We start from the raw sequence: 25,799 nt of genomic DNA on the forward strand, positions 1-25,799 counted from the left end.
AAAGGATTATTTTTAATAAGCTACTTTATATTTTCGCATAGTTTTGCTTATTTTACTATTTCAAGCATAAAGTATGGCTAAAAAACTCTTTCCTTTAGACAAGAATTACATTCTCCAACAGGCTCAGTTGGCTATGGAAAAGGAAATGATGGCCTTGATTTTAATTGAATTAAAGCAATCTTTCATTCTTCTTTTCAACCCCTTGCAACTAAAGGATGACACCTACCTGCAAATTCTCCAACAACAGGAGTTTCCTCCAAATCACCTCTCCCTCATATACAGACAATTGGCGGGAATTTACCGCTTCAGATACGGGTCAAATCAATTGGAAATTCTATTTGATGGTAAATCTCACTTTGACAAATACCAGGAAGATTGGGCTCTTTGCTTAAAAAAATGGCTGTATGCATTAGGGCAGCAGGAAGCATATGTGAAAACCATGCTCCGAATGACCCTTCTTTATGATAACCCTTCCCGGGCTGGTTTTGCTGAAAACAGGTGTAAATCAATCATCAACGAATACTTTGGGCTTTCGATAGTAAAAAGAAAAGGGGACCTTTTGATGAAAACCGGAACTTGATGACAAGAGCAGTCAATCCACAGATTCTAAAACCGATCTGAAGGATACAAATTGACTTCCAAATTTTTCTACAATTTCCTCCCGCAATACCGGCGCATACTTCTGTTGGAAAAATTCCAGGTCCTCCATTCCCTCAGTAAAAAATTGGGCAGAAAAATTCACCCCATCACCATTGTCCTCCTGAAGAAGTCTGAAGAAACGTTTTTCAAAAAACAAGCCTGTTTGCATCACTTTTGGCAAATACTCAAATTTCATCCACTCAACAAACTCAAATTCTCTTTCCTTGTCAATATTGATGGTAATATTATAAAGTATCATTGGTTTAACTATTTTTTTTTAATTTTGGCTCGCATTTCACGACCCTACTTAACAATTTAGAAACAAAAGTATAAAAAATCAATTAACATTAGACAGTACCAAAATTGTACCGAAAACCAAACCATTTTACCCGGCCATGAGGAGTTTCAAAGAAATGCTGTCTTTTTTAAAAAGAAATAAGCTGGTTATAGCTAAAACAGTCCTATTAATCCTCCATTTGGTTGGCTTGCTGGGGCTTTACTTCTCAATAAGCAGGCCCATATTTCAAACCTTAACCCCTGTTCATCTGCTTGTTGTCACCGGAATATTGATTTCTTTTCATAAAGATTTCAATTTGGGGTTTTGGTTATTCGGTATTTTTGCATTTACCGTAGGGATGGTATCGGAAATCATTGGCGTAAAAACGGGGTTGATATTTGGTGAATACGCCTACGGACAGGTGCTTGGTTTTCAAGTGCTTGGGGTCCCATTGATCATTGGGATAAATTGGTTTTTATTGGTCTATCTCACGGGAGGCATCCTAAACAAACGCATAAAAAACGATATTTTAGCTGCTATATGTAGTTCCATTCTCATGGTATTGATGGATGTGGTTCTCGAACCGGTAGCCGTCAAACTTGATTTTTGGCAATGGGAACTCAATCACATTCCCTTATCGAATTTTGCAGGTTGGTTTCTAATTGCATTTATCATTCAACTGACATACAGGAAGACAACATTTGACAAAAGAAATCAGCTTAACTGGTTCATTTTCATCAACCTGATCTTGTTTTTTTCCATTTTGGCAATTATCCTTGAATAAGTAAAACATTTTATTTCTTCTAAAGTTACCCTAAAGATGATTTATGCTTTATTATATATAATGGTAGGGTTTTTGGCCATGGAGGTGTCTGGATGGTTTATTCATAAGTACCTCATGCATGGGATTTTATGGAAAATTCATAAAACACACCACCAACATTCTAAAGGCTATTTTGAGCTGAATGATGTGTTTTCGTTAATTTTTGGGGGTATTGCTATTACATTAATTTTTTTAGGGCTTGAAAATTTTGATTACAGATTTTGGATGGGCATGGGAATAAGTATTTACGGAATGAGTTATTTCTTTTTACATGATGTACTTATTCACCGCCGGCTGAAGTTTTTTGGAAAACCGAAAAACAGATTCCTTTCCGCCATATTTAAAGCCCATCAGGCCCACCATGCCAGCAGGTTCAGGGATGGATCTGTATCTTTCGGTTTGTTTTTTGTTCCCTTTAAGTACTTTAAAAAAAAGAGAGATGAGTAATTATTCAATAAAGGATTTAGAGCAGCTTTCAGGAATTAAAGCCCACACACTTAGGGTTTGGGAACAAAGGTATAATTTGCTAAAACCCAAAAGAACAGATACCAATATCCGCTTTTATGATGATGAAGACTTGAAGCTGATTCTAAACGTAGCCTTGTTGAATGACAATGGATATAAAATCAGTAAGATTGCCGGAATGACTCTGGAAAACATGAAATCAGAGATTCTTAAATTAACGGAAAGATCATTTGCCTATGACGACCAGATTCATTCTCTGATCATCACCATGGTAGAATTGGATGAAGAACGTTTTGAAAAGATAATTTCAACCAATATCCTGAAAATAGGATTTGAACTAACCATGCTTCACATCATTTATCCGTTTTTATCCAAAATCGGGATCCTGTGGCAGACCGGTAGCATTCACCCTGGTCAGGAACATTTCATCAGTAATCTGGTCAGGCAAAAATTAATAGTAGCGATTGACGGACAAATGTATACTGGAGGAGGGAAGAAATTCCTCTTATTCTTGCCAGAAGGTGAGCTGCATGAAATCTCCCTGCTTTTTTCTTGCTACTTACTCAAATCAAGTGGTCATAAAGTCATCTATTTAGGGCAAAATACGCCTGACGAAGACCTGAATAGCGTGTATAATGCGCACAAACCCGATTATTTAGTCACTGTCATTACCACTTCTCCATCAGGTGAAGAAGTACAAAAATACCTGAATTCACTGAGCGAAAGATTTGCAGCATCTGAAATTCTAATTTCCGGATATCAAATTATCGGGCAGGACCTGAATATTCCTGCTAATGTTCACGTTATGCAATATTTAAAAGATATTAAAGATTATTTGGTGTCTCTCACCCATGTAGCCTGATCCAATGGCATGTTGCACCAACTTTTTCAACGCTTAACCTGCAAAGCTTCGGGAAATCTCTACCAAAAAAAGCATCAGTCTGGCTGTATTGACTTTGTGATCATCTACAAAAAGGATCTCCGTAAAACCATCATTGCTGACTGATTAAAATAAGCGCCATTAAATGTCCAAATAAAAAATCCATGGTGACTATTTCACAACCTATTGCTATATCAACAGTTTTACCTATGTAATGCTTTTAATTCCGGGATAATCATTCACCGCTATCATACACTATCCTCCATTTAGGTAATTTTTTATGGTGAATCAACATTTATTTTGTGGAAAATTTACGAATTCACTTTATCTTACTTAGAAAATAGGCACCCAGTACAAATTACCCAAATATTAGCTATTTCTACTTTCAATTGATCAAGATATGTCACAAAGAAATTGGAGCACCCACCATTACTTGACTACTGGGCTACTCACTTCATTGATTTTGATTTTTTATACATCTTGTCAGTCTGACAACAATCTTCCGCCTGCTGATCCGGATAATGGGGGGCTGTTTCTTCCAGATGGTTTTGAAGCAATTGTGGTCGTTGACAGCATTGGTCGGGCTAGGCACCTGACCGTAAATGAAAATGGGGACATTTATGTAAAACTGAGAGTTCCTAATGAGGAAGGACAAGGAATTGTTGCCTTAAGAGACAGCAACGGAGATGGGAAAGCAGATAGGGTGGAAACTTTTGGAGAATACTCCGACACGGGCAATTACGGCACTGGAATGGAAATTTATAATGGCTACCTTTATTTCAGTACGGCCGGGGAAGTTTACCGGACAAAGATTGATCCGGAAAAATTAGTGCCTGAAGGAGAAGTGGAGTTAATCATGAAAGATGATTATAAGAATGCAGTTCATGGATATGAACACATAGCCAAACCCCTGGCTTTTGATCAGGAAGGAAACATGTACGTGCCTTTTGGCTCTCCCGGTGATGTATGTCAGGAGTTCAACAGAAGACCAGGTGCACCGGGAATGGACCCCTGCCCTGAACTGGAATGGCATGGGGGAATCTGGCGGTTTGATGCCAACAAGCTCAACCAAACCCAGCAGGATGGTTACAGGTATGCTACCGGCATACGCAGTGTAGTGGCCATGGACTGGAACAAAGACGAAAACAGCCTCTATGTGGTGCAGCATGGCAGGGATAACCTTCACCGTACCTGGCCGGATTTATTTTCAAGATGGGAGTCGGCACTTCTTCCGTCTGAAGAATTTTTCAAAGTAGAAGATGGCACAGATGGAGGATGGCCCTATTATTATTACGACCACTTACAGGAGAAGAAATTACTTAATCCGGAATATGGCGGCGATAAAACTTTAGCCACAGGTGCTGAAAATGTGGAATCTCCACTTTTGGGTTTTCCAGGCCATTTTGCCCCAAATGATCTATATTTCTACCAGGGTGAGCAGTTTCCGGAAAGGTATAAAAGCGGAGCCTTTGTGGCTTTCCATGGCAGTACCATAAGAGGCCCCTATCCACAGGGGGGTTATTTTGTGGGTTTTGTCCCTTTTGAAAACGGCAAACCTTCCGGACCATGGGAGGTCTTTGCAGATGGCTTTGCACAGTTGGATACCATAGTAAATACCGGGGATGCCGCAGCAAGACCTATGGGCATCTCCATGGGCCCTGATGGTTCCCTTTATATCACAGAAAGCGTACAGGGGAAAATTTGGAGGGTGATGTATACTGGTGAAAAAGAAGATTTTGGGGCGGAAGCCCTCGCTGAATTGGAAGAACGAAAAAATACCAGAACAAACATCAAGAACCCAGATGAGGAAGCCGATAATCTGGAGAAAGGACTCCTCGAAACTGGTGCACAAACCTACAATATCTATTGTGCTACTTGTCATCAAGCCAATGGTAAAGGTGACGGTACCCGCTTCCCTCCCCTGGCCGAAACAGAATGGGTAACCCGAAATAACAAAAGATTGATCAGCCTGGTATTAAATGGAATGGAAGGGCAAATTGAGGTCAATGAGGTGGAGTATAACGGTATCATGCCTGCACACTCCTTTTTAAGTGATGTGGAAGTGGCTGGAGTTTTGACTTATATAAGGAAAAACTTTGGCAATAATTCTTCCAGCATTTCAGCAACAGAAGTAGCTAAAGTCAGGAATGAATTGCAATAACTTGCGTTAGCTGCCTATATTCCCTAAATTCAAACATCAATGAAAGTCGGACTATTCATCTTAATGCTAACACTTGGTTTTTTTAAAAGCCATTTTACAGATACCATGAACCATTCAGCAGCAGACCCATCCACATACATGGTACATCCGGTTACTAAACCCATCCTTATCAATGGAAATTGGGAAAAACAAGAGTGGAGGGAAGTTCCTGCCATTGAGATTGCCTTTCATATGGGAGAAACACCTTCATTTTCTCCCAAAACCGAAGTAAAACTGAGGTATGACAAAGACAATATCTATGGCATTTTTAAGGTGCAAGATCGCTATGTGCAATGTCTGGTTCAGGAAATAAACGGCCCAGTTTCGACAGATTCCTGTGTGGAATTTTTCTTTTCTCCCGATGTCGCTGCGCCACTGGAATATTTTAATCTGGAAATCAACTGCTCCGGGGTTCCTCTCCTTCACTATGTCACCAGTCCCAGAAAAGAGTATAAGGTACTGGACCCGGAAGATATCAGACAAATAGAGATTGCACATAGCATGCCGGACAAGGTTGATCCGGAAATCCGGGAGGATACGACCTGGTACATAGAATTCAAAATGCCTGTAAGTATTTTGAAGGAGCATCGCAACATATCCACGCCTGCTCCGGGGGTTACCTGGAAAGCCAACTTTTATAAGACTGGCAGTAAAACCAGCAATCCTCACTATTTTACCTGGAACGAAGTAATTAATGACAGACCAGACTTTCACCTACCCAGGTATTTTGGTAACATCACCTTTCAATAATCGTCCAATTCAAACTTAATAAAAATGCTTAAACCACTTCAATTTTTACTGGTAATCGGTTTTCTTTCCATTTCTATTGTGGGCCATGCCCAACAGGATCCGGAAGAGAAATTAAAATCCATGGGTATCACTTTACAAACACCAGCTCCACCTACCGCCAATTTTGTAAGGGCGGTAAGAACGGGAAACCTGGTGTTTCTTTCCGGGCATGGTCCGGCGCGGGGAGACGGAACCAGTGTGCAGGGGAAATTGGGCACTGAACTTACGGTAACTGAAGGACAAGAGGCTGCCAGGCTTACCGGAATTGCCTTACTTTCCTCATTGAAAGCTGAAATAGGGAATTTGAACAAGGTAAAAAGAATCGTTAAAGTTTTGGGAATGGTCAATGCCAGCCCGGATTTTACCCAGCAACCCCGTGTCATGAATGGTTTTTCTGACTTTATGGTTGAGGTTTTTGGAGAAAAAGGCAAACATGCCCGCTCCGCTGTGGGTATGGGTTCTTTACCCAACAATATTGCCATAGAAATAGAAATGATAGTGGAAATAGAAGACTGAGTTCAGGAACACCGATAAATGGCAGCCAGAGCGGGGCATTCTAAAACAAAAATAATTATGATAAGCAGAAGAAAATTACTAAAAAGACTGGGTGCCTTACCATTGGTGGGTGGGGTGATAGGCAGTGGCATTCCTTTATCAGGAACCATGGCTGCAAATGCTGAAACAAGCCCAAAAAGAGATATCGTTAAGGAGTTGGGCTTGAGGAGCTTCATCAATGCCGCCGGAACTTACACGGCCATGACTGCTTCCCTGATGCCAAAAGAAGTGATGGAAACCATTAATTTCTCTTCCCGTCACTATATCATGCTGGACGAGGTACAGGACAAAGTGGGAGAGAAAATTGCAGCCCTTTGTCATGCCGAAGCCGCAACGGTTACTGCCGGATGTTGGTCTGCCATGGTTTTGGGAACTGCGGGTGTGCTGACAGGAACTGACCGCGATAAAATCAGGAAACTGCCCAACCTTGAAGGGATGAAGTCAGAAGTCATTGTACAAAAATCACATAATGTAGGATACGTACACGCCATCACCAATACCGGGGTCAGCGTGATAGAAGTAGAGACAGCCGCCGATGTAGATCGCGCCATCAATGGGAAAACGGCAATGATGTGGTTTTTAAATTATCAGGCACCTGATGGAAAGATCAAGCATGAAGAGTGGGTGGCTTTAGGCAAAAAACACGGGATTCCCACCATGATCGATATGGCAGCAGATGTACCTCCGGTGGAGAACCTTTGGAAGTACAATGACATGGGTTTTGATCTGGTATGCATTTCAGGAGGCAAGGCCATGAGAGGTCCGCAAAGTGCCGGAATTCTTATGGGGAGGAAGGATCTTATCGAAGCAGCGAGGTTGAGTGCCCCCCCCAGAGGAGGCACCATTGGCAGGGGCATGAAGGTGAATAAAGAAGAAATCCTGGGTATGTATGTGGCTTTGGATGAATACATTAAAAAAGACCACGATAAGGAATGGCAGGAATGGGAAGATAAGGTGGCCTATGTGGCCAGCGTGGTGGAAAAAATCGATAGCGTGACTACAGAAGTATCCGTTCCAGAAATTGCCAACCACACCCCTTATCTTAAAATTGCCTGGGACCCGGATAAAATCCAGCTCAGCCGGGCTCAATTACAGGAAAAACTCAGGCAGGGCAATCCCTCCATTGAAGTAATCAGTGGTGGTGACCATGCAATAAGCATGACCGTTTTTATGCTGAGGCCCAAAGAAGAAAAAATTGTCGCCAAAAGAATCGCTGAAGAATTAAACATTGCTAAAGTTTAAACCATGAAAATCAAAAATCTTTTTCTCTTATTCCTGCTGGTATTTTCCAGTGGACTGTTACCTGCCCAAACCTATGATCTGCTCATCAAAGGGGGCAGGTTGATTGATCCAAAAAACAATATTGACGGGGTAATGGACATTGCTATAACTGATGGCAAAATTGCCCGGGTAGCCAGTTCCATTAGCGCTTCTGATGCCAGGAAAACGATTCCGGCTCAGGGACTTTTGGTAACCCCAGGACTGATAGACATCCATGGTCATGTTTTTCACGGAACACAACCAAACCATTATTTAAGTGATGGTTTGATAGCCGTTCCACCGGATGGGTTTACCTTCAGGGTTGGAGTGACTACCATTGTGGATTGTGGAGGTCCCGGCTGGAAAAACTTTGATACTTTCAAGAAGAATATCATTGATGCAAGCAAGACCCGTGTACTGGCCTTTATGAATATTGTGGGTGAAGGAATGCGAGGAGGTGCCTGGGAGCAAAATACCGGGGACATGGACGCCAAATTGAGCGCCATGGTGGCCCAGCAAAACCGCCAGCATGTAGTGGGCTTTAAGGTTGCCCATTATGGCAGCAGGGATTGGATCCCTATTGATCGTGCTGTGGAAGCTGGAAACATTGCCAAAATGCCTGTGATTGTAGACTTTGGAGGCTCTACCCAGTTTGAACCCCTTTCTATCCGGGAGCTCTTCTTTGAAAGGTTGAGGCCCGGGGACATATATACCCATACTTATGCAGAACTTAACGGTGCCAGAGAAACCATAGTGGACAGGGAAACCAGACAATTCCAACCATTTGTACTGGAGGCCCAGAAAAGGGGGATTATTTTTGACGTGGGCTATGGAGGAGCCAGTTTTGAACTCCGTCAGGCCATTCCGGCCATAGCTGCAGGCCTCTATCCCAATACCATCAGTACGGACCTGCATGCAGGAAGTATGAATGCAGCCATGAAGAATATGCTGAACGTCATGACCACCTTTATGGCACTTGACATGGAACTTCCCAAAGTGATCAGTGCCAGCACCTGGGAGCCGGCACAAGTCATCCAAAGGACTGAGCTGGGCCACTTGTCTGAAGGAGCCATTGCCGATCTGGCCATTTTAAGGGTGAGAGAGGGAGACTTTGGGGTCTGGGACCGCACAGGTCAAAAAGTAGAGACAAACCAAAGATTGGAATGTGAAATGACCATCAAAGATGGCAATATCGTATACGACTTCAATGGAATGGCCGCACAGGAAATCATTCAATAAAGTCAAAACATAGAAATAATTGTCAAAATGCCTTCCCTTCAGGGAGGGCATTTTTCATTTACAGCCACTATGCCTTCAAAAGTCCCTGAATTTGCTGACAATCTTATTAACTGGTTACTAAAGTTTGAAAAGCAGTTGGCAAACTCCCCTTCGGATTACATACAATTAATTTAATTTCAAACAGCTAAAAATGTAATTCTACTTTTTATTAAAAAATATCTATTTAATTCTTTGTATTTATATAAAAAATAAATTTAATTTTGCTGTATGTTGATAAAGTTAAAATGTTCATTTTTTATCTAAACGCACTTATGAAAAAAAGTTTTTCAATCATCGAGTATCAGGAGGCCGGTCAGGATATCAAAGAAATCTACGACGACACAAAAAAAACACTAGGCATTCCTTTTGTTTTAAACTGGTTTAAATGTCAGGCAGGAAACCCTGCATTATTAAAAGGAAATTGGATCAAGCTAAAGTCCACCCTTTGTGAGGGGAATGTACCCAACATCATCAAGCAATTGATTATCTACACCGTTTCTGCCGAGAGGCAGTGTAATTATTGTGCGGAAGCTCACAAGTTATTTGCCGATATGATGGGAAAGTCCCTAAGTTCGGATCCGGATTTTTTAATATCTGAAAACATGGACAGTGACCTGGTTCCAAACAGCTATAAAGTGGCCGTAAGGACTGTTGCCAATGCGGCACTTTCTGATGGACATGTGGAAGAAAAAGATTTTGACGCCCTGATGAAAGCAGGATTTAATGAGGATGAAATTCAGGAACTTTTTGCTCAGGCAGACCTGGTTAACATGCTCAATACCATTGCCAACATCTCGGGTATTAAAATAGATAATGAAATTGTGGAGTTAAGTTATTCCCTTTAACATGGAAGTATCCAATCCTTATTTGGGATACAAGATCCTTTTTGAGGCCATGGTGAAATTTTCTGCAGGTATATCCATGGCCAAAAAGCTGGAGGAAATATCTTTGGAAATCAGTTTACATTTAAAATACCTGCTGAATTTCCAGGACTTTAATTATTTCTTTATCGTAGGACAGGAGGTTGATTGCTTCTGGGTAAATCAAATGGGTAAAACCCGCTACCATACCTGCCATCTGGATCAACTAGACCCTATCCATAAGCAGGTATTCGAAAGTGGGATACCAAAATATAACTATTGTGAGAAAAGTGACACCAGCACCCACGTCTGGAAATTCTTTAATGAAAACAACCATTTCAGTCTGCTCAGCATCAGATCTCATATAGATAATCCATTTAATGAAAAAAGCATTCCAATTATCAAGGTGGTAAATAAAATGCTATCTGCCCGGATAGAGAACCTGAAAATGATACAATTGATCCATTTTCAAAACCAGGAATTGGAAAGCCTGACAACTGTATTACAATCTAAGAATGCTGAAATCCAGGCATTAAACAATCAGCAGGAATCCATCATTATCGAAAAAACTACCCGATTAAAGGATTCCAATAAAAAATTAAAGGGGTTGATCCAGTTTAATTCTCACCAACTTAGAGAACCCCTTACGAGGGTAATCAGCTTGGTAGCTATTAAAGAAGACCTTCTGGTTGAAGAATACATCAGTGATATTTTACCCTTGCTATCCGAATCGGTCATGGATCTGGATCGGGCAATAATCGAAGTGATAGAAAGGTCTGAATTTTTTGATAAAGAAGAGAAGTAAAAACGAATAGTAAGATTATGAAAGTGTTTTTAATTGATGACCAGAAAATTACAAACGTATTGAACCGGAAGTATTTATCCATGATCCGGGAGGACCTTGATATTTTTGATTTTGATGATCCGGAATTGGCCATGGACGCATTGGAAAAGGAGAAACCAGCACTCATCTTTTTGGATTTAAACATGCCCATAGTCAGTGGATGGGACATCCTTTTATTCATGCGCAAAAGAAAAATTGAAATTCCGGTGATTATTCTGACTTCTTCAAGCAGCCAACAGGACAGAGAAAAGGCCAATCTGTTCCACAATGTTTTTTCTTTTCAACTAAAGCCTCTGACCAAAAGTGGTTTTACAGAATTGTTACAGGGGTATTACCTTCTAAGTGAATATAAACCGACCTAAAAATAAATCACCAGGAAATATCAAGATTAGCTGCTGTCTTTTTCTTTCAGGCTTACCTTATCGGTTTTGTTTACAATATCCCTGATGATATCATCCAGTTCCTCAGCGGAATCCATTATCATTTTACGAAAATTTTCCTTGCCAAAATCTTTTTCCAAACTATCCATGGCCATCACCAGGCTCATCAAACGGGCCAAAGGTGCCCTGACTACATGAGATTGCATCCAGGCTATTTCCTGTAAACGTTTGTTTTGATCCTCTATGGCATGGATGTATTGCACCCTTTCGGTAATGTCATTGGCAAGCACGACTTCAGCCTTTACTCCCTGGTAATCAATCACGTTGCTTTTTATTTCTACGGTAATGATTTCCCCGTTTTTCTTTCGGTGCTTGAATATTTTCGGTCCGGTTATGGTTTTTCCCTCCCTTATGCCGGCGATCACCATTTCCAGCTTCGAAATTTCTTCCCTGGGTCTAATATCCCTGAGATTCATATTCAAAAACTCTTCCTTCGAATAGCCATAATGGTCTATGGCAGCCTTGTTTACATCCAGGAAGTCCAGGGTATCCATATCATACAAATACATGGGCTGGGGACTGAGCTGAAAAAGCTCCTTGTAGCGCTTTTCGGAGTCCTGTAACTGAGCGGAGATTTCGTTCCTACCTATGCTATAAACAATGCTTTTGTACAATGAGGTAGGGGACAGGTTATCCTTCAGCAAATAATCAGAAACACCCAAAGTAAGGGATTTCATCCCGAATTCTATATTGGAATAACCCGTCAATACCAAAATACTCAAATCTCCAGCAAGTTCCTTGACCTTCAAAATCAGGGATTCTCCTTGTAAATCAGGTAAAGTTAAATCCAGAATGATTGCATCAAAATAGGTCGTCGGATCAATTAATTTTTCTCTTGCCTCTTCAAAGGTGTTGACCACGCACAGATCCAAATTAAGGATTTTCTCATGAAGATATTCCTCAATCAGTAAAATATCTCCCAGGTTATCTTCAACCAACAATAAATGATACCCTTCCTGATCTTTCACCATTACAATCTACTAAAAAACAAACTTGGTTATGTCCTTAAAATTATGTCTAAATAATCGTTTGTTCGGTTGCTGTTATTTTTCTCGAATTTTTACTAATGTTTCAAAAACTCCTTAATTAAGAAAATAATTAATTTAAATCCAATCAATACATGAATTTTCTAAGAATTAGTTCTCAAAATCTTTGGTTAAACCTGTAAGCCTGTTTTCACTTATTGTTTTAGGAAAGGTAAAGAAAAAGGTACTTCCTTTTCCCTCTACAGAACTAAATCCTATGGTACCACCAAGGTTTTCAATTATTTTTTTACACATTGCCAACCCTATCCCCGACCCGGTAAATTTTTGTTTCTCATGTAATCTGGAAAACAATATAAATACCTGGTCATGCAGGCCTTCCGGAATACCTATACCATTATCCTTTACACTAAACATCCAATAATCTTCATTTTCTTCCGCCTGAATATCAACCTCTGGTATGTGGCCTTCATTTTGATATTTCAAAGCATTATTGATCAGGTTTTGAAATACCTGACGGATAGGGGCGACGGGGATTATCAACCTCGGTAATTTTCCGAGACTGATGCGGGCATTTTTTTGTTGGATCAATTCTTTATGAAGCTGGAGAATATTGGAAACCAGTTCATCAATGGCCACTTCTTTTACCTTTTCTTCTATTCTTCCTGCCCTGGAATAGGTTAGAAGGTCCATGATAATGTTTTTCATGCGACTGGCTCCATCCACCGCAAAATGAATATACTGTTTTCCTTTTTCATCCAGTAAGGTCTGGTATTTTTTCTCTAATAATCCCATAAATCCAGTGATCATCCGCAAGGGTTCCTGCAAATCATGAGAAGCAATATATGCAAACTGCTCCAGCTCCTGATTGGAACGCTCCAGCTCCAAAGCCTTATCCTGAAGGGCCACATTGAGGCTTTTCAGATTTTCTTCTTTCTTTTTCGTATCGGTCACGTCCCTGGACATGCCAACAAGCCCTACCACTTTTCCATAACTGTCCTTCAAAGGTACCTTATTGGTCAACAACCAAACCTGTCTACCATTGCGATCATGGTAATATTCCTCCACATTCAATATCGGCTCACCATCACGTAGAATCTGCCTGTCATAAGCATCCATCCCCGTGGCAATTTCCTCGGGGAAATAATCGTAAACCGTTTTACCCAGGGTCTCTTCCTCGCTTGTACTACCTAAAAGGTTTTCATACTGAAACCTGTTGTTGATAATATGCCTTCCATCGGTATCCTTAACATAAATCTGAATTGGCAAATTATCTATGATGGCCCGCAACAAAGAACGCTCCTTTATCAATGCTTCATCAACAAGCTTTTTCTCAGTAATGTCATAGCCTACCCATATGTACTGATAAGCTATGTCCTGATTGTCTTTAAACGGGATCATTATGGTGTCTACCCAGAATACCCCACCGTCTTTTGTTTTCCCCTTCAATTCCCCCCTCCAGATTCTCCCGGAATAAGTCGCATCCCAGCAATCCTGGATCAGTTGCTCATCACTTTCATCATAAAGTACCCTGAGGGAATGCTGGTCCAGACCGGATTTATCGAAACCTGAAATTTCCTGAAATTTCAGGTTGACATATTCTACCTTCCTTTCCCTATCAAGTATCATCACCAAACAAGACTCATCCAAAGCAAACCGGTAATCAGACAAATCCTTAAGGCTTTCCAGAAGTTGCTCTTCTGCTTCCACTCTATTGGTTATGTCATTGATCAACACCATAGAACAACTTCTTCCTGCTATTTCTACCAAATGCCCTGTAATCTCCACCAGCATCAACTCACCTGCTTTGTTTAAATGCCGCCAGACTTTTTGGTGAATAGTACCATAAATATCCCCACCTTTGGTGTGCTTCTCAATCAGGGGGATGTCTTCTACAGGCCTGATATCCCTGATATTTAAGCTTAAAAATTCTTCCCTACTGTATCCATATTTCAACAAGGCCTGCCTGTTGACATCGATAATATTGAGGCTTCCAAATTCCCAGGTGAACATGGGCATTGGATTGTCTTGAAACAGAATCTTGTAGAGATCACCTCTATCAGAAAAAAGCTCCGGCTGTTGGGTCAGGCCCGGAACATCAAGCGATTCTATTGAACCACAATAGCGCATAGCATCACCATCCTGTACAAGCCTGGCTCTGACTATAACCCGGGAACCCGATAGGAGTTCCAGCACCTCAAGAAAAGCCTGACCGGCATTCAGGAAATTCCCAAGGGCATGTGTGAGCATAGTAGAAAAATCGGGTTTGAATTTACCCTTTAAGAATGATATGGATACCGGTGCAACCTGGGAAATTTGAAGGATCTCCCTGCCAATGGCACAACAACTAAAAGACTGATTGGCAGGATCTATTTCCCAGGCACCTACTCCGGTAAGTTTTAATACTTTGGACCAATGCCTGTCTCCTTCTTTTTGATTAACCATGATTTCAGTAAAAAATGAATGAGGGCACTATTCCCAACTTATTTATCAAAAGCTCTTCCTGCTTCTTCCGATCTAAAACGATCTATGTTGCCATTATCCTGGAGGGTGACATAAGCTGTTTTTCCATCTGCCCCTCCGAAGGCAATGTTGGAAGGTTTTTTCCCGGATACGGCAAATTCTTTCAACAATTCCCCATCAGGAGACAATTTCACTATGGTACCCTTTCCATGCCTTGTGATGAACAGGTTACCTTGCACATCTACACGCATGCCATCCATTCCAAAATCATCAAAAGAATGAATCAGTCGTTTATTGGAAATATCCCCCTTTTCATCCAGGTCGTAAGCCCAGACCTTCCGCTGCACTGATTCATTAACATACAGGGTCCTGTTATCGGGACTAACTTCAATGCCATTCGTGGTACCCATATCAGCTTCCAAAAGTACAAACCGACCATCCAGGCCTACCCTCCAGATCTGTCCTGTACTTTCGGCCCAGTTGGGATCACTGGCAAATAAAATATCATTATCCATTATGGCCAGGTCATTTGGCTGGTTCAGTTCATCATGGTGGGCGTATACGGAAATCTCCCGGGATGCCATGTCTACTTTTAATACATTGTGACCGGTATAATCTGCAATCAGCATCTCTCCCTTGCTGTTGAAACGAATCCCGTTTCCTGTGCTTCCCTCCGGAAGGTTAACAAACAGGCTTGCTTCACCATCCGGCGTAACCTTACCAATAGTACCTGCCTCTCCAAAATTTACCACATAAACATTTCCTTCTTTATCCACTGCAGGTCCTTCAATGCCAGTAGTAAATTCACTATTCCTGGTAAACGGCTCACTTGTATAAAATTCTTCCTGGTCCTTCATATCTACGGAATTGGCTTTTTCGTTTTTCCCGGCACATGCGCCCAATACCAAAAATAAAAGTAGCGCAGTCCAGGTTTTTTCTTTCGTAAGTAACATATTGAATGGCATTAATATACAATATACATCATATCAAATTTAACCAAAAATAGCAGCATTACACCTTCTGGCATAAAGTGAATTTACACAAAAATAAGAATTAAAAATTTTTGATACCCAAAAATTTCATTGGTCCGAAGTGGACCAAAAATTCCGAGCTATAGATTCTCCGTTTGGACAAGACTTGGGGGCATTGTACCGGAAGTATTTGGAGAAAAAAATTTATTCCCATATATTCAATGGTTTTAATGCTTACCATAAATCGACACCTACAATCATGGAAAAAATGAAAAGAAGAAGTACCATCAAAAAATTATTTGCCAGCCTTGCAGGAATAGCGGGAGTTGGATCGGTAGCCCATGCCAGTACCGATGGGGCACCTGAAAAGGAAGCTTTTAACATTCAGGAGGAACAGGATGTGCCCTTGTTTTCCGGAGCAACCAAATTGGGAAATACCGTCTACATCGCAGGAAAAGGTGCTCATTTTGAAGGTGATATCAAAGCCCACACCGACCATGTACTCAAGGAACTGGAGAAAGAACTGGTCAAGGCAGGTAGTTCCATGGAGAAAGTACTGAAAGTTAATGTTTACCTGCACGATTTAAGCGATTATAAGGGTATGAATGAGGTGTTTAGGGGAAGATTTGGAAGCAAACCACCCGTTCGTACGACTGTCGCCACATATGGGGGTGTACCAGGTGATTCTCTGGTGGAAATGGACTGCATAGCCTATATATAAACACCAATTTATTCAGCTTTTAAATCCCGACCCTTAAAACCCATTTGACCTTGAAAAAAGAAAAACTTTTCAAAACCATCATTGGAGCAGGACTATTGTGCCTGCTCCTTGCTTTCATTATGATCATTTCAGGAATGATTGCTGCTGCAGGTCCGATTCTTATCCTGTTTTTTGTATTCCTGGGTATTGGTTTCCGTGGTTTTCAAAAGCTTAAAGGTTTTACCTACACTACCATGATTTTTGCCGGGGTGACAGCAGCCATGTACTACCCGGAATATTTTGTAGAATACAAGGGCTATTCCTACAGCAATCTGATAACCCCCCTGATTCAGATCATAATGTTTGGGATGGGTACTTCCATGTCCATAAAGGACTTTGCCGGAGTGGCCAAAATGCCCAGAGGAGTATTTATCGGTTTGCTATCTCAGTTTACCATCATGCCCCTTTTGGGCTTTATCCTTGCCAGCCTGAGCAATTTCCCTGCAGAAATAGCTGCCGGATTGGTACTGATTGGCTGTTCACCAAGTGGGCTTGCTTCAAACGTGATGAGCTACCTGGCAAAAGCCAACCTGGCACTTTCAATTACCATTACCGCAATCTCCACCCTGCTTGCTCCATTTATGACGCCGCTTCTGATGAAACTTCTGGCAGGAGAATTTGTGGAAATTGACGTGCTGGACATGATGTGGAGCATTATCAAAATGGTCATTATCCCCATTGGGGCCGGATTGTTGTTCAACCGATTTTTAAGCGGCAAAGCCAAATGGCTGGATGATGCCATGCCTTTGGTGTCTATGATCGGCATCGGCGTAATTATCGTCATCATTACAGCTGCAGGCCGGGACAGTTTACTGGATATAGGAGGATTGTTGATCATCCTGGTTTTTATCCATAATGTCATGGGCTATAACCTGGGTTTCTGGGTTAGCAAATGGCTTGGACTTTCCGAAAAAGATGCCCGTACGGTGGCCCTGGAAGTAGGCATGCAAAATGGTGGATTGGCATCAGGCCTGGCCAAGGAAATGGGTAAAATCGCCACCGTAGGTCTGGCCCCGGCAGTTTTTGGACCTTTGATGAACATTACAGGTTCCGTGTTGGCATCCTATTGGCACAGAAAACCACCAAAAGAATAAAAATATCTTGACCAAAAAAATCTTTTCCAAAGTTCGGAACTTTGGAAAAGATTAAATTTCAATTAGCTATTTATTTCTCGAAGTAAAGACCCTTATTTTACCATCATTTTGTGCAAATACAAAATATTGTTTTCCCTGCACCTGTAGTTCTTTTATATCCCTGACTTCCCCCGGAATATGCAGACCGCTGTTGATATGCGGCAAAAGCCTCCAGGTTTCAGCATCATCCATCGCATATACAAAGCCAGGATTGGCATCCAATCTGCCCGTGCTGACCCTGGTCTTGCTCAGATTTCCACCTGTAAATAATACAGGATTGGCCTGACCCGGAACCCTGGCCTTTTGCACGGCATAAAGGGGAGAAAATTGAATCGATTCAGGCAACAGCTTTTCGGTAAATCTACCCTCCCCGTCATTTTCCAAAAACAAGGATTTCAATCTAAAGGCAGCCAAAGTATCTGCTTCTACCATACCCAAGGCTTCTAGAATTTCACTAACATCAGCCTGGGCAAATGAGCGGTAGTCCGGGAATTTCCCTTTCATCATTGGCAATTGTCCTATCATTTCATCCCTGCTGAATGCAAAAGCATTTGTATCCGCCTTGTAGTAGGTCAATATGGGATCGTTTCGCCCATTGTTGTCAAAATCCTTGTAAATTACCTGCATGGGTTGTTCATGACTTGCCTGGTAAACCGTATTCTTTCCGTAATTTCCCGCCAGAATATCTACATCCCCATCTCCATCCATATCCTTCACATGCAGGCTCAGCCACCAGCCTTTGGTCCGCTCGGAAAGCTCCTTTTGGGTAAGCTCGAAACGGCCCCCTTCCAGTTTGTAAACCTGAATCCCCATCCATTCTCCGGCCAGGACCAATTCTACTTTACCATCCCCGTCGGTGTCTGCAAAACAGGCATCACTTACCAGACCAGGAGCAAGCAATTCATTGCTGTATTGGGCCGTGACATCCTGGAAATGCCCCTTACCATCATTTAATAACAAATAACTACGTGGAGCTTCCGGGTATCTTCCCGGCAAATACCTGCCTCCTACAAATAAATCTGGAAATCCATCCTCATTGATATCAGCCACGGTTACAGCACTTCCGCTGAACAACATTTCCGGAAGCGCATCCTCAGATCGAATTAAATTTCCTTCCCCGTCATTCAGGTACAACCGGTCCTGATAAGCAGGGTGATTTTCAGAAAAGTCAATGCCCCCGCTGACCACATACAGGTCAGGGAAATTATCTCCATTGGCATCCAGCCAAACAGCATCCGTATCGGTAGCAAGGCTGTCTTCCTGTAAGGCAATTTGTCTGGATGCTGAAAAATTCCCCTTTCTATCCTGAACAAAAAGTTTGCCTGCCTGGTCTTTTCCCCCACCAATGAACAGATCCTGAAGCCCGTCTCCATCTACATCTGCAATGGCCATTTTCGGACCCAGAGAGCCCATGGTATTTGGCATCAGCCTGTCTTGAGTGAAATCCAGAAAATTACTTTCCTGATGAATAAAATCCAGCCCCAGGGCATTATCAACTTCAACCAGCCATTTTTCATTTGTCTGCCTGTCAAGGGGTTTTGCCCCAGCTTCCCGCTGGTCCAATAGTATGGTTTGGTTAACTTCAAGATCACGAAGCACCTGGTAAGCAGCACCTGGCCACCAGACTTCCAGGCTATCGACCCGATTCTGATTTCCTAAACCAAAAACCAATTCATGATCTACGGAAGATTGATAACCCCTGACAGGTATCATTTCCTGAAGGAAACTTTGACCTCCGGCATGAACCACCACCTTACTTCCAATACCGGATGTGTTGTTACCCATTCCATCAAGTCTGACTTTAAGGTAGGCATGGTCAAAAAGCCTTTCACTATTGTTCCGGTAAATACTTACCGCGTCATTGGTATGACAAACGATCAGGTCCAGGTCTCCATCACCATCCAAATCTGCGTAAGCGGATGCGTTGGAAACCGTTTCCTTATCCAGCCCCCAGTCCCGGGCCATATTTTTAAAGGTAAGGTCACCCTGATTGTGGTATAGGTAATTTCTGACATAAATAGGTGGCATTTTGTCAATCAATTCGGTCAGTGCCTCCTCCTTGCCGGACTGATTGGATTTGATCCTTTCGCTGACCATATAATTCAAAAAATCCATGTCCAGGTAATTTCTGGCATAACCATTACTTATAAATACATCTTTCCAACCATCGTTGTCAAAATCAGCAGCCAACACTGCCCAACTCCAATCGGAATGGGCAATGCCACTGTAATGACCCAGTTCAATAAAATTTCCCGCTCCCTTGTTAAGTTGGAACATGTTGCGCATGGATTGGGCATGAAATCCCTTGTTTAACAGTTCCCTGTATTTGTCATAATTTTCAGGACCAAGAATGGATTTTTGGTTGAAATTGTATTCGGGCATCATGTCCATGGTAAGCAGATCTGGAAGCAAATCGTTGTTCATGTCAGCCGCATCCGCACCCATGGAAAAAAGGGAGACATGCCCCATGTGCTCCCTTACTACTTCTTCAAATGTCCCATCCTGTTGGTTGAAATACAGGTAATCCTCTTCATTGTAATCATTGCTTACATAAATATCCAACCAACCATCATCATTAAAATCACTTACCGTAACGGCAAGCCCAAAACCAAGAACATTGTCAATAATCCCACTCTCCCGGGTGACATCCGTGAAGCGGTTCTGATCATTCCGGTACAATTTATCCCCCAAAAAAGCTCCGGTTCTCTTTTTATAAGAGCCATCAATTCTGCTGAAGCCTGCATATTCCTGGGTGGAGTGGTTCAATAGAAACATATCCAGATCTCCATCATTGTCATAGTCAAAAAAAGAAGCCTGGGTAGAATAACCAGGATCATCCAGGCCAAATTCCGCTGCGGCTTCTCTAAAAGTCAGGTCTCCCTGATTGATGAATAGCAGATTTTTCCGGTTATCGGGGTCATTGGCGGCAGATCGGCAAACATAAATATCCAATAATCCATCCCCATTGACATCTGCCATGGTGGTTCCGGTATTCCACAAGCCTGCTGCCGCAACGCCGGCTTTTTCGGTAATGTCCTCAAATCTAAAATTACCTTTATTCAGATACAATTTGCTTGCCATCATGTTTCCCGTGAAGTAAATATCCGGCAAACTGTCATTATTGATATCTCCTATCGCCAGGCCCCCTCCCTGGTAAAAATAACCATAGGTCAGTACATTGAATTCATCCGATTCCCGGACCAGGTTTTTGAATTCCACTCCAGTGGTACCGGAAGACAGTTCTGAAAACAAGGCATTTGGGTTTTCCCTTTTGCATGAAAATCCAATCAACAAAAGAAACAGAAATAAGGAAAACCGGGATAGATAGATCATGACTTGGCAATTTGATATAAAACTAAAAAAAGTGCCGCTATTGACGGCACTTTTTTATGAAAGAAATATAATGAAAGCTTACTCGGGCTTGGCATCCCACCAAAGCTTGGTGCCGTTGGAATTGCCTCCCCTACTGGTCAGCTCAGGTAGCTGTTCTGCCGCCGTCACTGCCTCGTTGTTGTTGTCGTATTCCCCTTGTACGAATATCAACCTGGGCATTACTTCATCTGCGGGAACATCTTCATTGTCAGAATTCAATCTGGGATAAGGAGTTGGGTAATTGGTCCTTCTCAGTTCAGCCCATGCTTCCCAGCCGTCAGGATAAATAGCAACCCACTTTTGGGTACAAATTTGCTCCAGTTGCTGCTCCTTGGTACCTCCAGTCAAAAATGCCACAGGCACATTTGAATTTGGACCCAAATTCCATTCCGGTTTACCCGGAAATGTTACCGGCTTAGGAGTATTGTCACTGTTGATATAAGCCTGTATGGCTGCAGGCTCAGCACCAATTCTAGGCTCAGACATGGACAGTTCAATTCCCTTTTCATAAAATTCCTGTGCCGAGCCGCCCATTGCCCAACCTTCAAGGGCACCTTCAGCCAGTAAAAACTGAACCTCTGCAGCACTTAGCACTCTCCAGGGCTCTCCGGCAGCACTACCTCCGCGTCCTTCATTCAGAAAGATAACTCCCATATCAGAGTGTGCATCATTCCAACCAGTTTCACCCAAATCCTCACGAGAAAGACCATTTCTAAGGCCTTTGTAGGGCTGTCCTTCACCTGATTCCTGGTAATCCACGGTTTCGCTGAAATAAACGCCGGTACGGGGATCATCATAACCTACCATCACACTTTCCATCAAAGCACTCATACGGAATTCACCCCAGTTGGTGATGATCCAGTAAGGATTTCTGGACTGAACAGTAGTGTTGATAAAAGCACTGTCATCATTGGACTCCATTACGCCATCAGCTACTGCTTTTTCAGCTTCTGTTTTGGAAAGGGCAGGATCTATATATTTTACCCTCATGGCCAATCGCAATCTCAGAGAATTGGCATAAGTCAACCACTTGTCCGCTGAGCCACCGAAAATCTGGTCATGACCCACAAAGGCAGATCCTCCGGTATTTTGCTTCAACACAGCCACTGCTTCGTCCAATACGGTAAACAAATCCCTGTATACCTCCTCCTGGGAATCATAAGGTACGGTGGTCTCTCCGTTTCCGAATGAGGAATAAATGATTGGTCCCCAGTAATCGGAAATCCTGTGATAGGCATTCACCTTCCATACTTTGATAAAAGCATTTTCCAGGGGCAGTTCGTTTTCTTCAGTAAACTCCTCCACAAACTGTATGACAGGAGCTGCTTGTCCATAGAAGTAATTCCATGCGCCATTGGACCAACCTCCAACCTGTATGTGCCTGTCAGAGTCAAAGTTCACCTGGGTGGTCGCAAAATATTGGGCATACAAATCAGCAAACAAACTTTGGGCGGTCTGAAAGCCTGCGGTGCTACCTCCCGGGGCAAGGTACATGGCCCTTCCCTGGGCATTGGCAAACGCCTGACCCAACAAACCAATATCCAAATTGGATGCTACAATGGCATTGGGCTGGGTATTCAACTCTTCAAAGTTTTCCGTACAAGCACCCAAAGAAAGGCCTGCCAGGGATAAACCCATCGCTATTTTAGATATCTTCATCATTTTAATTTTTTTAAAATCCTAAATTAACATTGAAACCAAAGGATCTTGCCGTTGGAGGCCCGAAGGAATCAAATCCCTGAGCAGCAGCAGAAGTTCCTACCGTTACATCAGGATCGATATTCTTCGCTTCATTCAGGAAGAAAAACAAGTTCCTGGCCACAAAGTTGATGCTGACGCTATTTAAGGGCAGGCCTTCTAGTTTTGCTGCAGGAATGGTATAACCAATCACTGCTTCTCTTAGCCTCACATTGGTAGCAGAATAGGAGAATACCTCGCCGATTGGCGCATTTCTACCTCCCATGTTTACCCAAAATAGTTCTGCAGTGGTCTCGATATCATTGGGAACAAAAGTACCATCTTCTGTTTCCCTTACAGCGGTTTCATGTGCCATGAAATTCTCTCCGAATATCAAGCCGCCTTCTCTTCCCTGCAAGGTCTCTTCCGTCATTCCATCTGCATAAATGATTGCATTGGTCAACGAAGCAATGCTACCTCCCTGACGGAAATCAATGGTGAAATTAGCCCGGAAGTTTTTGTAGTTGAATGAATTTTGGATACCACCCAGCCAGATAGGATTGTAATTGGCTACACGAACAGTAAATCCCGGAGTGGTCCTTGGAACCCCATTATCTCCAACGATTACCCTTCCCTGGTCATCTCTAAGATATCCCCTGGAATAAACTTCTCCAAACATTTTTCCTTCCTCAACCCTGAATTGTCTCAGGAAATCACTACCAACAACGATGCTTGGACGCTGGTCATTGATCTCATTGACCATTGATATATTTCGGGCAAAATTTGCCGTGATATTCCAGTTAAAATCAGCTTTTCGGATTGGAGTGATATTGAGCACAACCTCTATACCCTCATTCTGCACATCGCCGCCATTGGTGAAGAAACTGGAGGCTCCAGATCCTACCGGCAAGGCAACTGTGAACAGTTGGTTGAATGAATTGGTTTTGTAATAGGTGAAGTCAACGCCCAGACGATTGTCCAGAAAGCGGAAATCACCACCCAATTCAATAGATTGTGTTGTCTCCGGAAGCAGGTTCTCATTAGGAAGGGTAGTACTTAAAGAAAGGTATCCTCCCAATCCACCCGCTGCAAATGCAGCAGTTCTTTGCAGCTGATAAGGGCTGGTATCGTTACCTACCTCTGCAAATGAACCCCTAACTTTGGCAAAAGTGAACCATTCTGGAAATTGCACCAGATCAGATACCACGGCGTTCAACCCAACAGAAGGATAAAAGAAGGACCAATTGTCCTTCGGTAAAGTAGAAGACCAGTCATTTCTGGCAGTAATGTCCAGGAATATGGCGTTTTTCCATGCCAGTTGGGCAAAGGAATACAGTGAATTTACATCCTTTGGTCCACCTACTCCATGGGTTGATACTACCTGTTGGGTGTTCGTCAGTGCAAAGAAATTAGGAACAACCATGTTTTGACCCGTATTGGAGTTCAAAGATGAATTCCTGTTGATCCGGCTGTTACCACCCGCATTGATATTGAAATACCAATCCTGGCTCAAGGTTTTTTCATAGCTGATCAGGAAGTCCGTATTGATCTCCATGTTTTCGGATTGGCCAATGGAATACCTGCCGTTTTGGGCGATGATATAACTGTCATTGTACAGTTTCTCTTCGCTGTTACCAAAAGAACGGTCAAGAGCAGCCCTACCCAGAACAGTCAGGCCTTCCGCCAGCTGGTAACTTAAGGAGGTAAAAGCCACAATCCTATCGGAAGTGTTCTTTCTCAGGTTTCGGTTGATGGTCCAGTAAGGGTTGGCTCCACCGTTTGATCCCGGATTGAAATAATTCTGCCTCAATAAGCCTGAAGCGTTGGTAAATTCGAATCTGGAAATATCCTCCGTGGTAATATTCCTGGGCAAGCGCATGATATGCCTGTTGGGGTTGGAGAAGTTTTCTCCCTGCGCCAATTGATTATCTATGTCCTGCCGGATATAATTGACTTTAGAATCCAGTGTTAACTTTTCTGACAATTTATTCGTCAACCTCAGGTTAATACTGTGCCTGCCCAAAGCATTGCCTGGTACAACACCTGCAGCATCTGTGTAAGTATAGGAGAAATAAGTTTGATTTCTCTCATTACCTCCGGTGATAGCCAGCGTGGTCGCCAGATTATGTCCGGTCTGATAAAAATCACTGATGTTGTCAGGTTGTGGAGAAAATGAATAGGTATCATTCGGCCTGTTAGGGTCCGGAGACCAATGTGCTACGGAAGAACCATCCATTCTGGGACCCCATGAAAATTCCGACCCTGGAGCATAGTTGCCGTTGCTTCCCTGACCATATACATTTTGAAAATTGGCCAGGATCAGGGGCTGATCAAACATATACGATGTATTCACACTCACCTGAAAACCACCTTCGCGGCCTCTTTTGGTGTTCACCACAATCGCACCGTTATTTGCCCGGCTTCCGTAAAGGGCGGCCGCATTTGGCCCCTTCAGTACGTTGATGCTCTCTATATCGTCGGGATTCAGGTTTTCGATTCCATTTGCAGGTACACCATCCACAATATAGAGGGGCTGGCTGTCTCCACTGATGGAACGATTACCTCTCAATACTACGCGAGTGCCTCCACCAACACCACTACCTGAGCGGTTAATGGACAATCCGGCCACTTTACCCGAAAGCGAGTTCATCACATTAAGCTCTCTGGCTTCAGAAAGCTCCTGAGTACTCACATCCTGTACCGTATAAGTAAGGGCTTTCTTCTCTCTTTCCAATCCAAAGGCAGTGACCACTACTTCAGATAGTGCCTCCAATTCAGAAGAAAGGGAAACATTTATCTCACTGTTGTTGCCAACAACTCTTTCCTGCGAGGCATATCCCAAATAGGAAAATACCAACACTGATTGCGCATCGGGAACACTAATACTATATTGCCCATCAATATCCGTGATGGTACCCGTATTGGTCCCTTTAATCAATATACTGACACCCGGTAAGGGAGAATCAGCATCTTCATCGGTCACGGTGCCCGTAACCGTTCTTTCCTGTGCCATGCCTTGAAAGGCAAATAGAGCCAGGAATAAAACTAGTAAACTTTTTTTCATAAGTAAATCAACAATTTAATGGATTGGATTTTGGAGTTTTTTTCCAATGTTTAATTTTAACCATCA

21 protein-coding genes are annotated in these 25,799 nt (G+C 42.5%); 14 read left to right on the plus strand and 7 right to left on the minus strand.

Features of this window, described 5'->3' with window-relative positions; all coding sequences use genetic code 11:
- Positions 1-73 precede the first annotated feature (73 nt).
- Positions 74-580 carry a hypothetical protein gene (locus tag G9Q97_RS20130; protein WP_166150200.1) on the plus strand — a complete coding sequence of 169 codons (507 nt, stop codon included), beginning with the start codon at positions 74-76 and terminating at the stop codon, positions 578-580.
- Between the two features lie 12 nt (positions 581-592).
- Here G9Q97_RS20130 and G9Q97_RS20135 read toward each other — a convergent pair whose 3' ends face one another.
- Positions 593-898 (minus strand): DUF4286 family protein, encoded by a 306-nt coding sequence (locus G9Q97_RS20135; protein ID WP_166150202.1) that lies wholly within the window; start codon positions 896-898, stop codon positions 593-595.
- Positions 899-1,034: 136 nt separating this feature from the next.
- Here G9Q97_RS20135 and G9Q97_RS20140 point away from each other — a divergent pair, with 136 nt between their 5' ends.
- From G9Q97_RS20140 to G9Q97_RS20190, 11 genes are all read left to right on the plus strand, one after another.
- Positions 1,035-1,700, plus strand: a complete 666-nt coding sequence (locus G9Q97_RS20140) for a carotenoid biosynthesis protein (RefSeq protein WP_166150204.1) — start codon at positions 1,035-1,037, stop codon at positions 1,698-1,700.
- 36 nt (positions 1,701-1,736) lie between these two features.
- On the plus strand, positions 1,737-2,186 hold the full coding sequence (locus G9Q97_RS20145) for a sterol desaturase family protein (protein WP_166150206.1): 450 nt from the start codon (positions 1,737-1,739) through the stop codon (positions 2,184-2,186).
- Positions 2,179-3,066 (plus strand): MerR family transcriptional regulator, encoded by an 888-nt coding sequence (locus G9Q97_RS20150; protein ID WP_166150208.1) that lies wholly within the window; start codon positions 2,179-2,181, stop codon positions 3,064-3,066. The genes G9Q97_RS20145 and G9Q97_RS20150 overlap by 8 nt, the downstream gene beginning before the upstream one ends.
- A gap of 418 nt (positions 3,067-3,484) precedes the next feature.
- On the plus strand, positions 3,485-5,245 hold the full coding sequence (locus G9Q97_RS20155; RefSeq protein WP_166150210.1) for a c-type cytochrome: 1,761 nt from the start codon (positions 3,485-3,487) through the stop codon (positions 5,243-5,245).
- 39 nt (positions 5,246-5,284) lie between these two features.
- Complete coding sequence (locus G9Q97_RS20160) at positions 5,285-6,034, plus strand: carbohydrate-binding family 9-like protein (protein ID WP_166150212.1); 750 nt, start codon at positions 5,285-5,287, stop codon at positions 6,032-6,034.
- A gap of 24 nt (positions 6,035-6,058) precedes the next feature.
- Positions 6,059-6,589 carry a RidA family protein gene (locus G9Q97_RS20165; RefSeq protein WP_166150214.1) on the plus strand — a complete coding sequence of 177 codons (531 nt, stop codon included), beginning with the start codon at positions 6,059-6,061 and terminating at the stop codon, positions 6,587-6,589.
- 57 nt (positions 6,590-6,646) lie between these two features.
- Positions 6,647-7,870 (plus strand): aminotransferase class V-fold PLP-dependent enzyme, encoded by a 1,224-nt coding sequence (locus G9Q97_RS20170; RefSeq protein WP_166150216.1) that lies wholly within the window; start codon positions 6,647-6,649, stop codon positions 7,868-7,870.
- Between the two features lie 3 nt (positions 7,871-7,873).
- Positions 7,874-9,127, plus strand: coding sequence for an amidohydrolase/deacetylase family metallohydrolase (locus G9Q97_RS20175; protein ID WP_166150218.1), 1,254 nt, complete (start codon positions 7,874-7,876; stop codon positions 9,125-9,127).
- Between the two features lie 311 nt (positions 9,128-9,438).
- Entirely contained in the window at positions 9,439-10,011 is a 573-nt protein-coding gene (locus G9Q97_RS20180) for a carboxymuconolactone decarboxylase family protein (RefSeq protein WP_166150220.1), read from the plus strand.
- Between the two features lies 1 nt (position 10,012).
- A complete protein-coding gene (locus G9Q97_RS20185) occupies positions 10,013-10,831 on the plus strand; it encodes a hypothetical protein (protein WP_166150222.1) in 819 nt (272 codons plus the stop codon).
- Positions 10,832-10,848: 17 nt separating this feature from the next.
- Positions 10,849-11,232: a response regulator gene (locus G9Q97_RS20190; RefSeq protein ID WP_166150224.1), complete on the plus strand. Its 384-nt coding sequence runs from the start codon at positions 10,849-10,851 to the stop codon at positions 11,230-11,232.
- Between the two features lie 26 nt (positions 11,233-11,258).
- On the opposite strand, the gene G9Q97_RS20195 is transcribed toward G9Q97_RS20190, so the two are convergent.
- From G9Q97_RS20195 to G9Q97_RS20205, 3 genes are all read right to left on the minus strand, one after another.
- Positions 11,259-12,281, minus strand: coding sequence for a PAS domain S-box protein (locus G9Q97_RS20195; RefSeq protein ID WP_166150226.1), 1,023 nt, complete (start codon positions 12,279-12,281; stop codon positions 11,259-11,261).
- A 165-nt stretch (positions 12,282-12,446) separates the two neighbouring features.
- Positions 12,447-14,738 (minus strand): PAS domain-containing sensor histidine kinase, encoded by a 2,292-nt coding sequence (locus tag G9Q97_RS20200; RefSeq protein ID WP_166150228.1) that lies wholly within the window; start codon positions 14,736-14,738, stop codon positions 12,447-12,449.
- Positions 14,739-14,776: 38 nt separating this feature from the next.
- Entirely contained in the window at positions 14,777-15,709 is a 933-nt protein-coding gene (locus G9Q97_RS20205; protein ID WP_187357741.1) for an SMP-30/gluconolactonase/LRE family protein, read from the minus strand.
- A 277-nt stretch (positions 15,710-15,986) separates the two neighbouring features.
- Here G9Q97_RS20205 and G9Q97_RS20210 point away from each other — a divergent pair, with 277 nt between their 5' ends.
- A complete protein-coding gene (locus tag G9Q97_RS20210; protein WP_166150230.1) occupies positions 15,987-16,448 on the plus strand; it encodes a RidA family protein in 462 nt (153 codons plus the stop codon).
- A 119-nt stretch (positions 16,449-16,567) separates the two neighbouring features.
- A complete protein-coding gene (locus tag G9Q97_RS20215) occupies positions 16,568-17,581 on the plus strand; it encodes a bile acid:sodium symporter family protein (protein ID WP_166150276.1) in 1,014 nt (337 codons plus the stop codon).
- Positions 17,582-17,647: 66 nt separating this feature from the next.
- Here the strand turns inward: G9Q97_RS20215 and G9Q97_RS20220 are convergent, their stop codons facing one another.
- The 3 genes from G9Q97_RS20220 to G9Q97_RS20230 form a co-directional block, all read right to left on the minus strand.
- The gene (locus G9Q97_RS20220; RefSeq protein WP_166150231.1) at positions 17,648-20,953 is read right to left on the minus strand and encodes a VCBS repeat-containing protein; all 3,306 of its coding nucleotides are present in this window, start codon (positions 20,951-20,953) and stop codon (positions 17,648-17,650) included.
- Between the two features lie 78 nt (positions 20,954-21,031).
- Positions 21,032-22,654 carry a SusD/RagB family nutrient-binding outer membrane lipoprotein gene (locus G9Q97_RS20225; protein WP_166150233.1) on the minus strand — a complete coding sequence of 541 codons (1,623 nt, stop codon included), beginning with the start codon at positions 22,652-22,654 and terminating at the stop codon, positions 21,032-21,034.
- A 10-nt stretch (positions 22,655-22,664) separates the two neighbouring features.
- The gene (locus tag G9Q97_RS20230; RefSeq protein WP_166150235.1) at positions 22,665-25,733 is read right to left on the minus strand and encodes a SusC/RagA family TonB-linked outer membrane protein; all 3,069 of its coding nucleotides are present in this window, start codon (positions 25,731-25,733) and stop codon (positions 22,665-22,667) included.
- Between the last annotated feature and the right edge of the window lie 66 nt (positions 25,734-25,799).

This window comes from Cyclobacterium plantarum, from assembly GCF_011290685.1.
GTDB lineage: Bacteria > Bacteroidota > Bacteroidia > Cytophagales > Cyclobacteriaceae > Cyclobacterium > Cyclobacterium plantarum.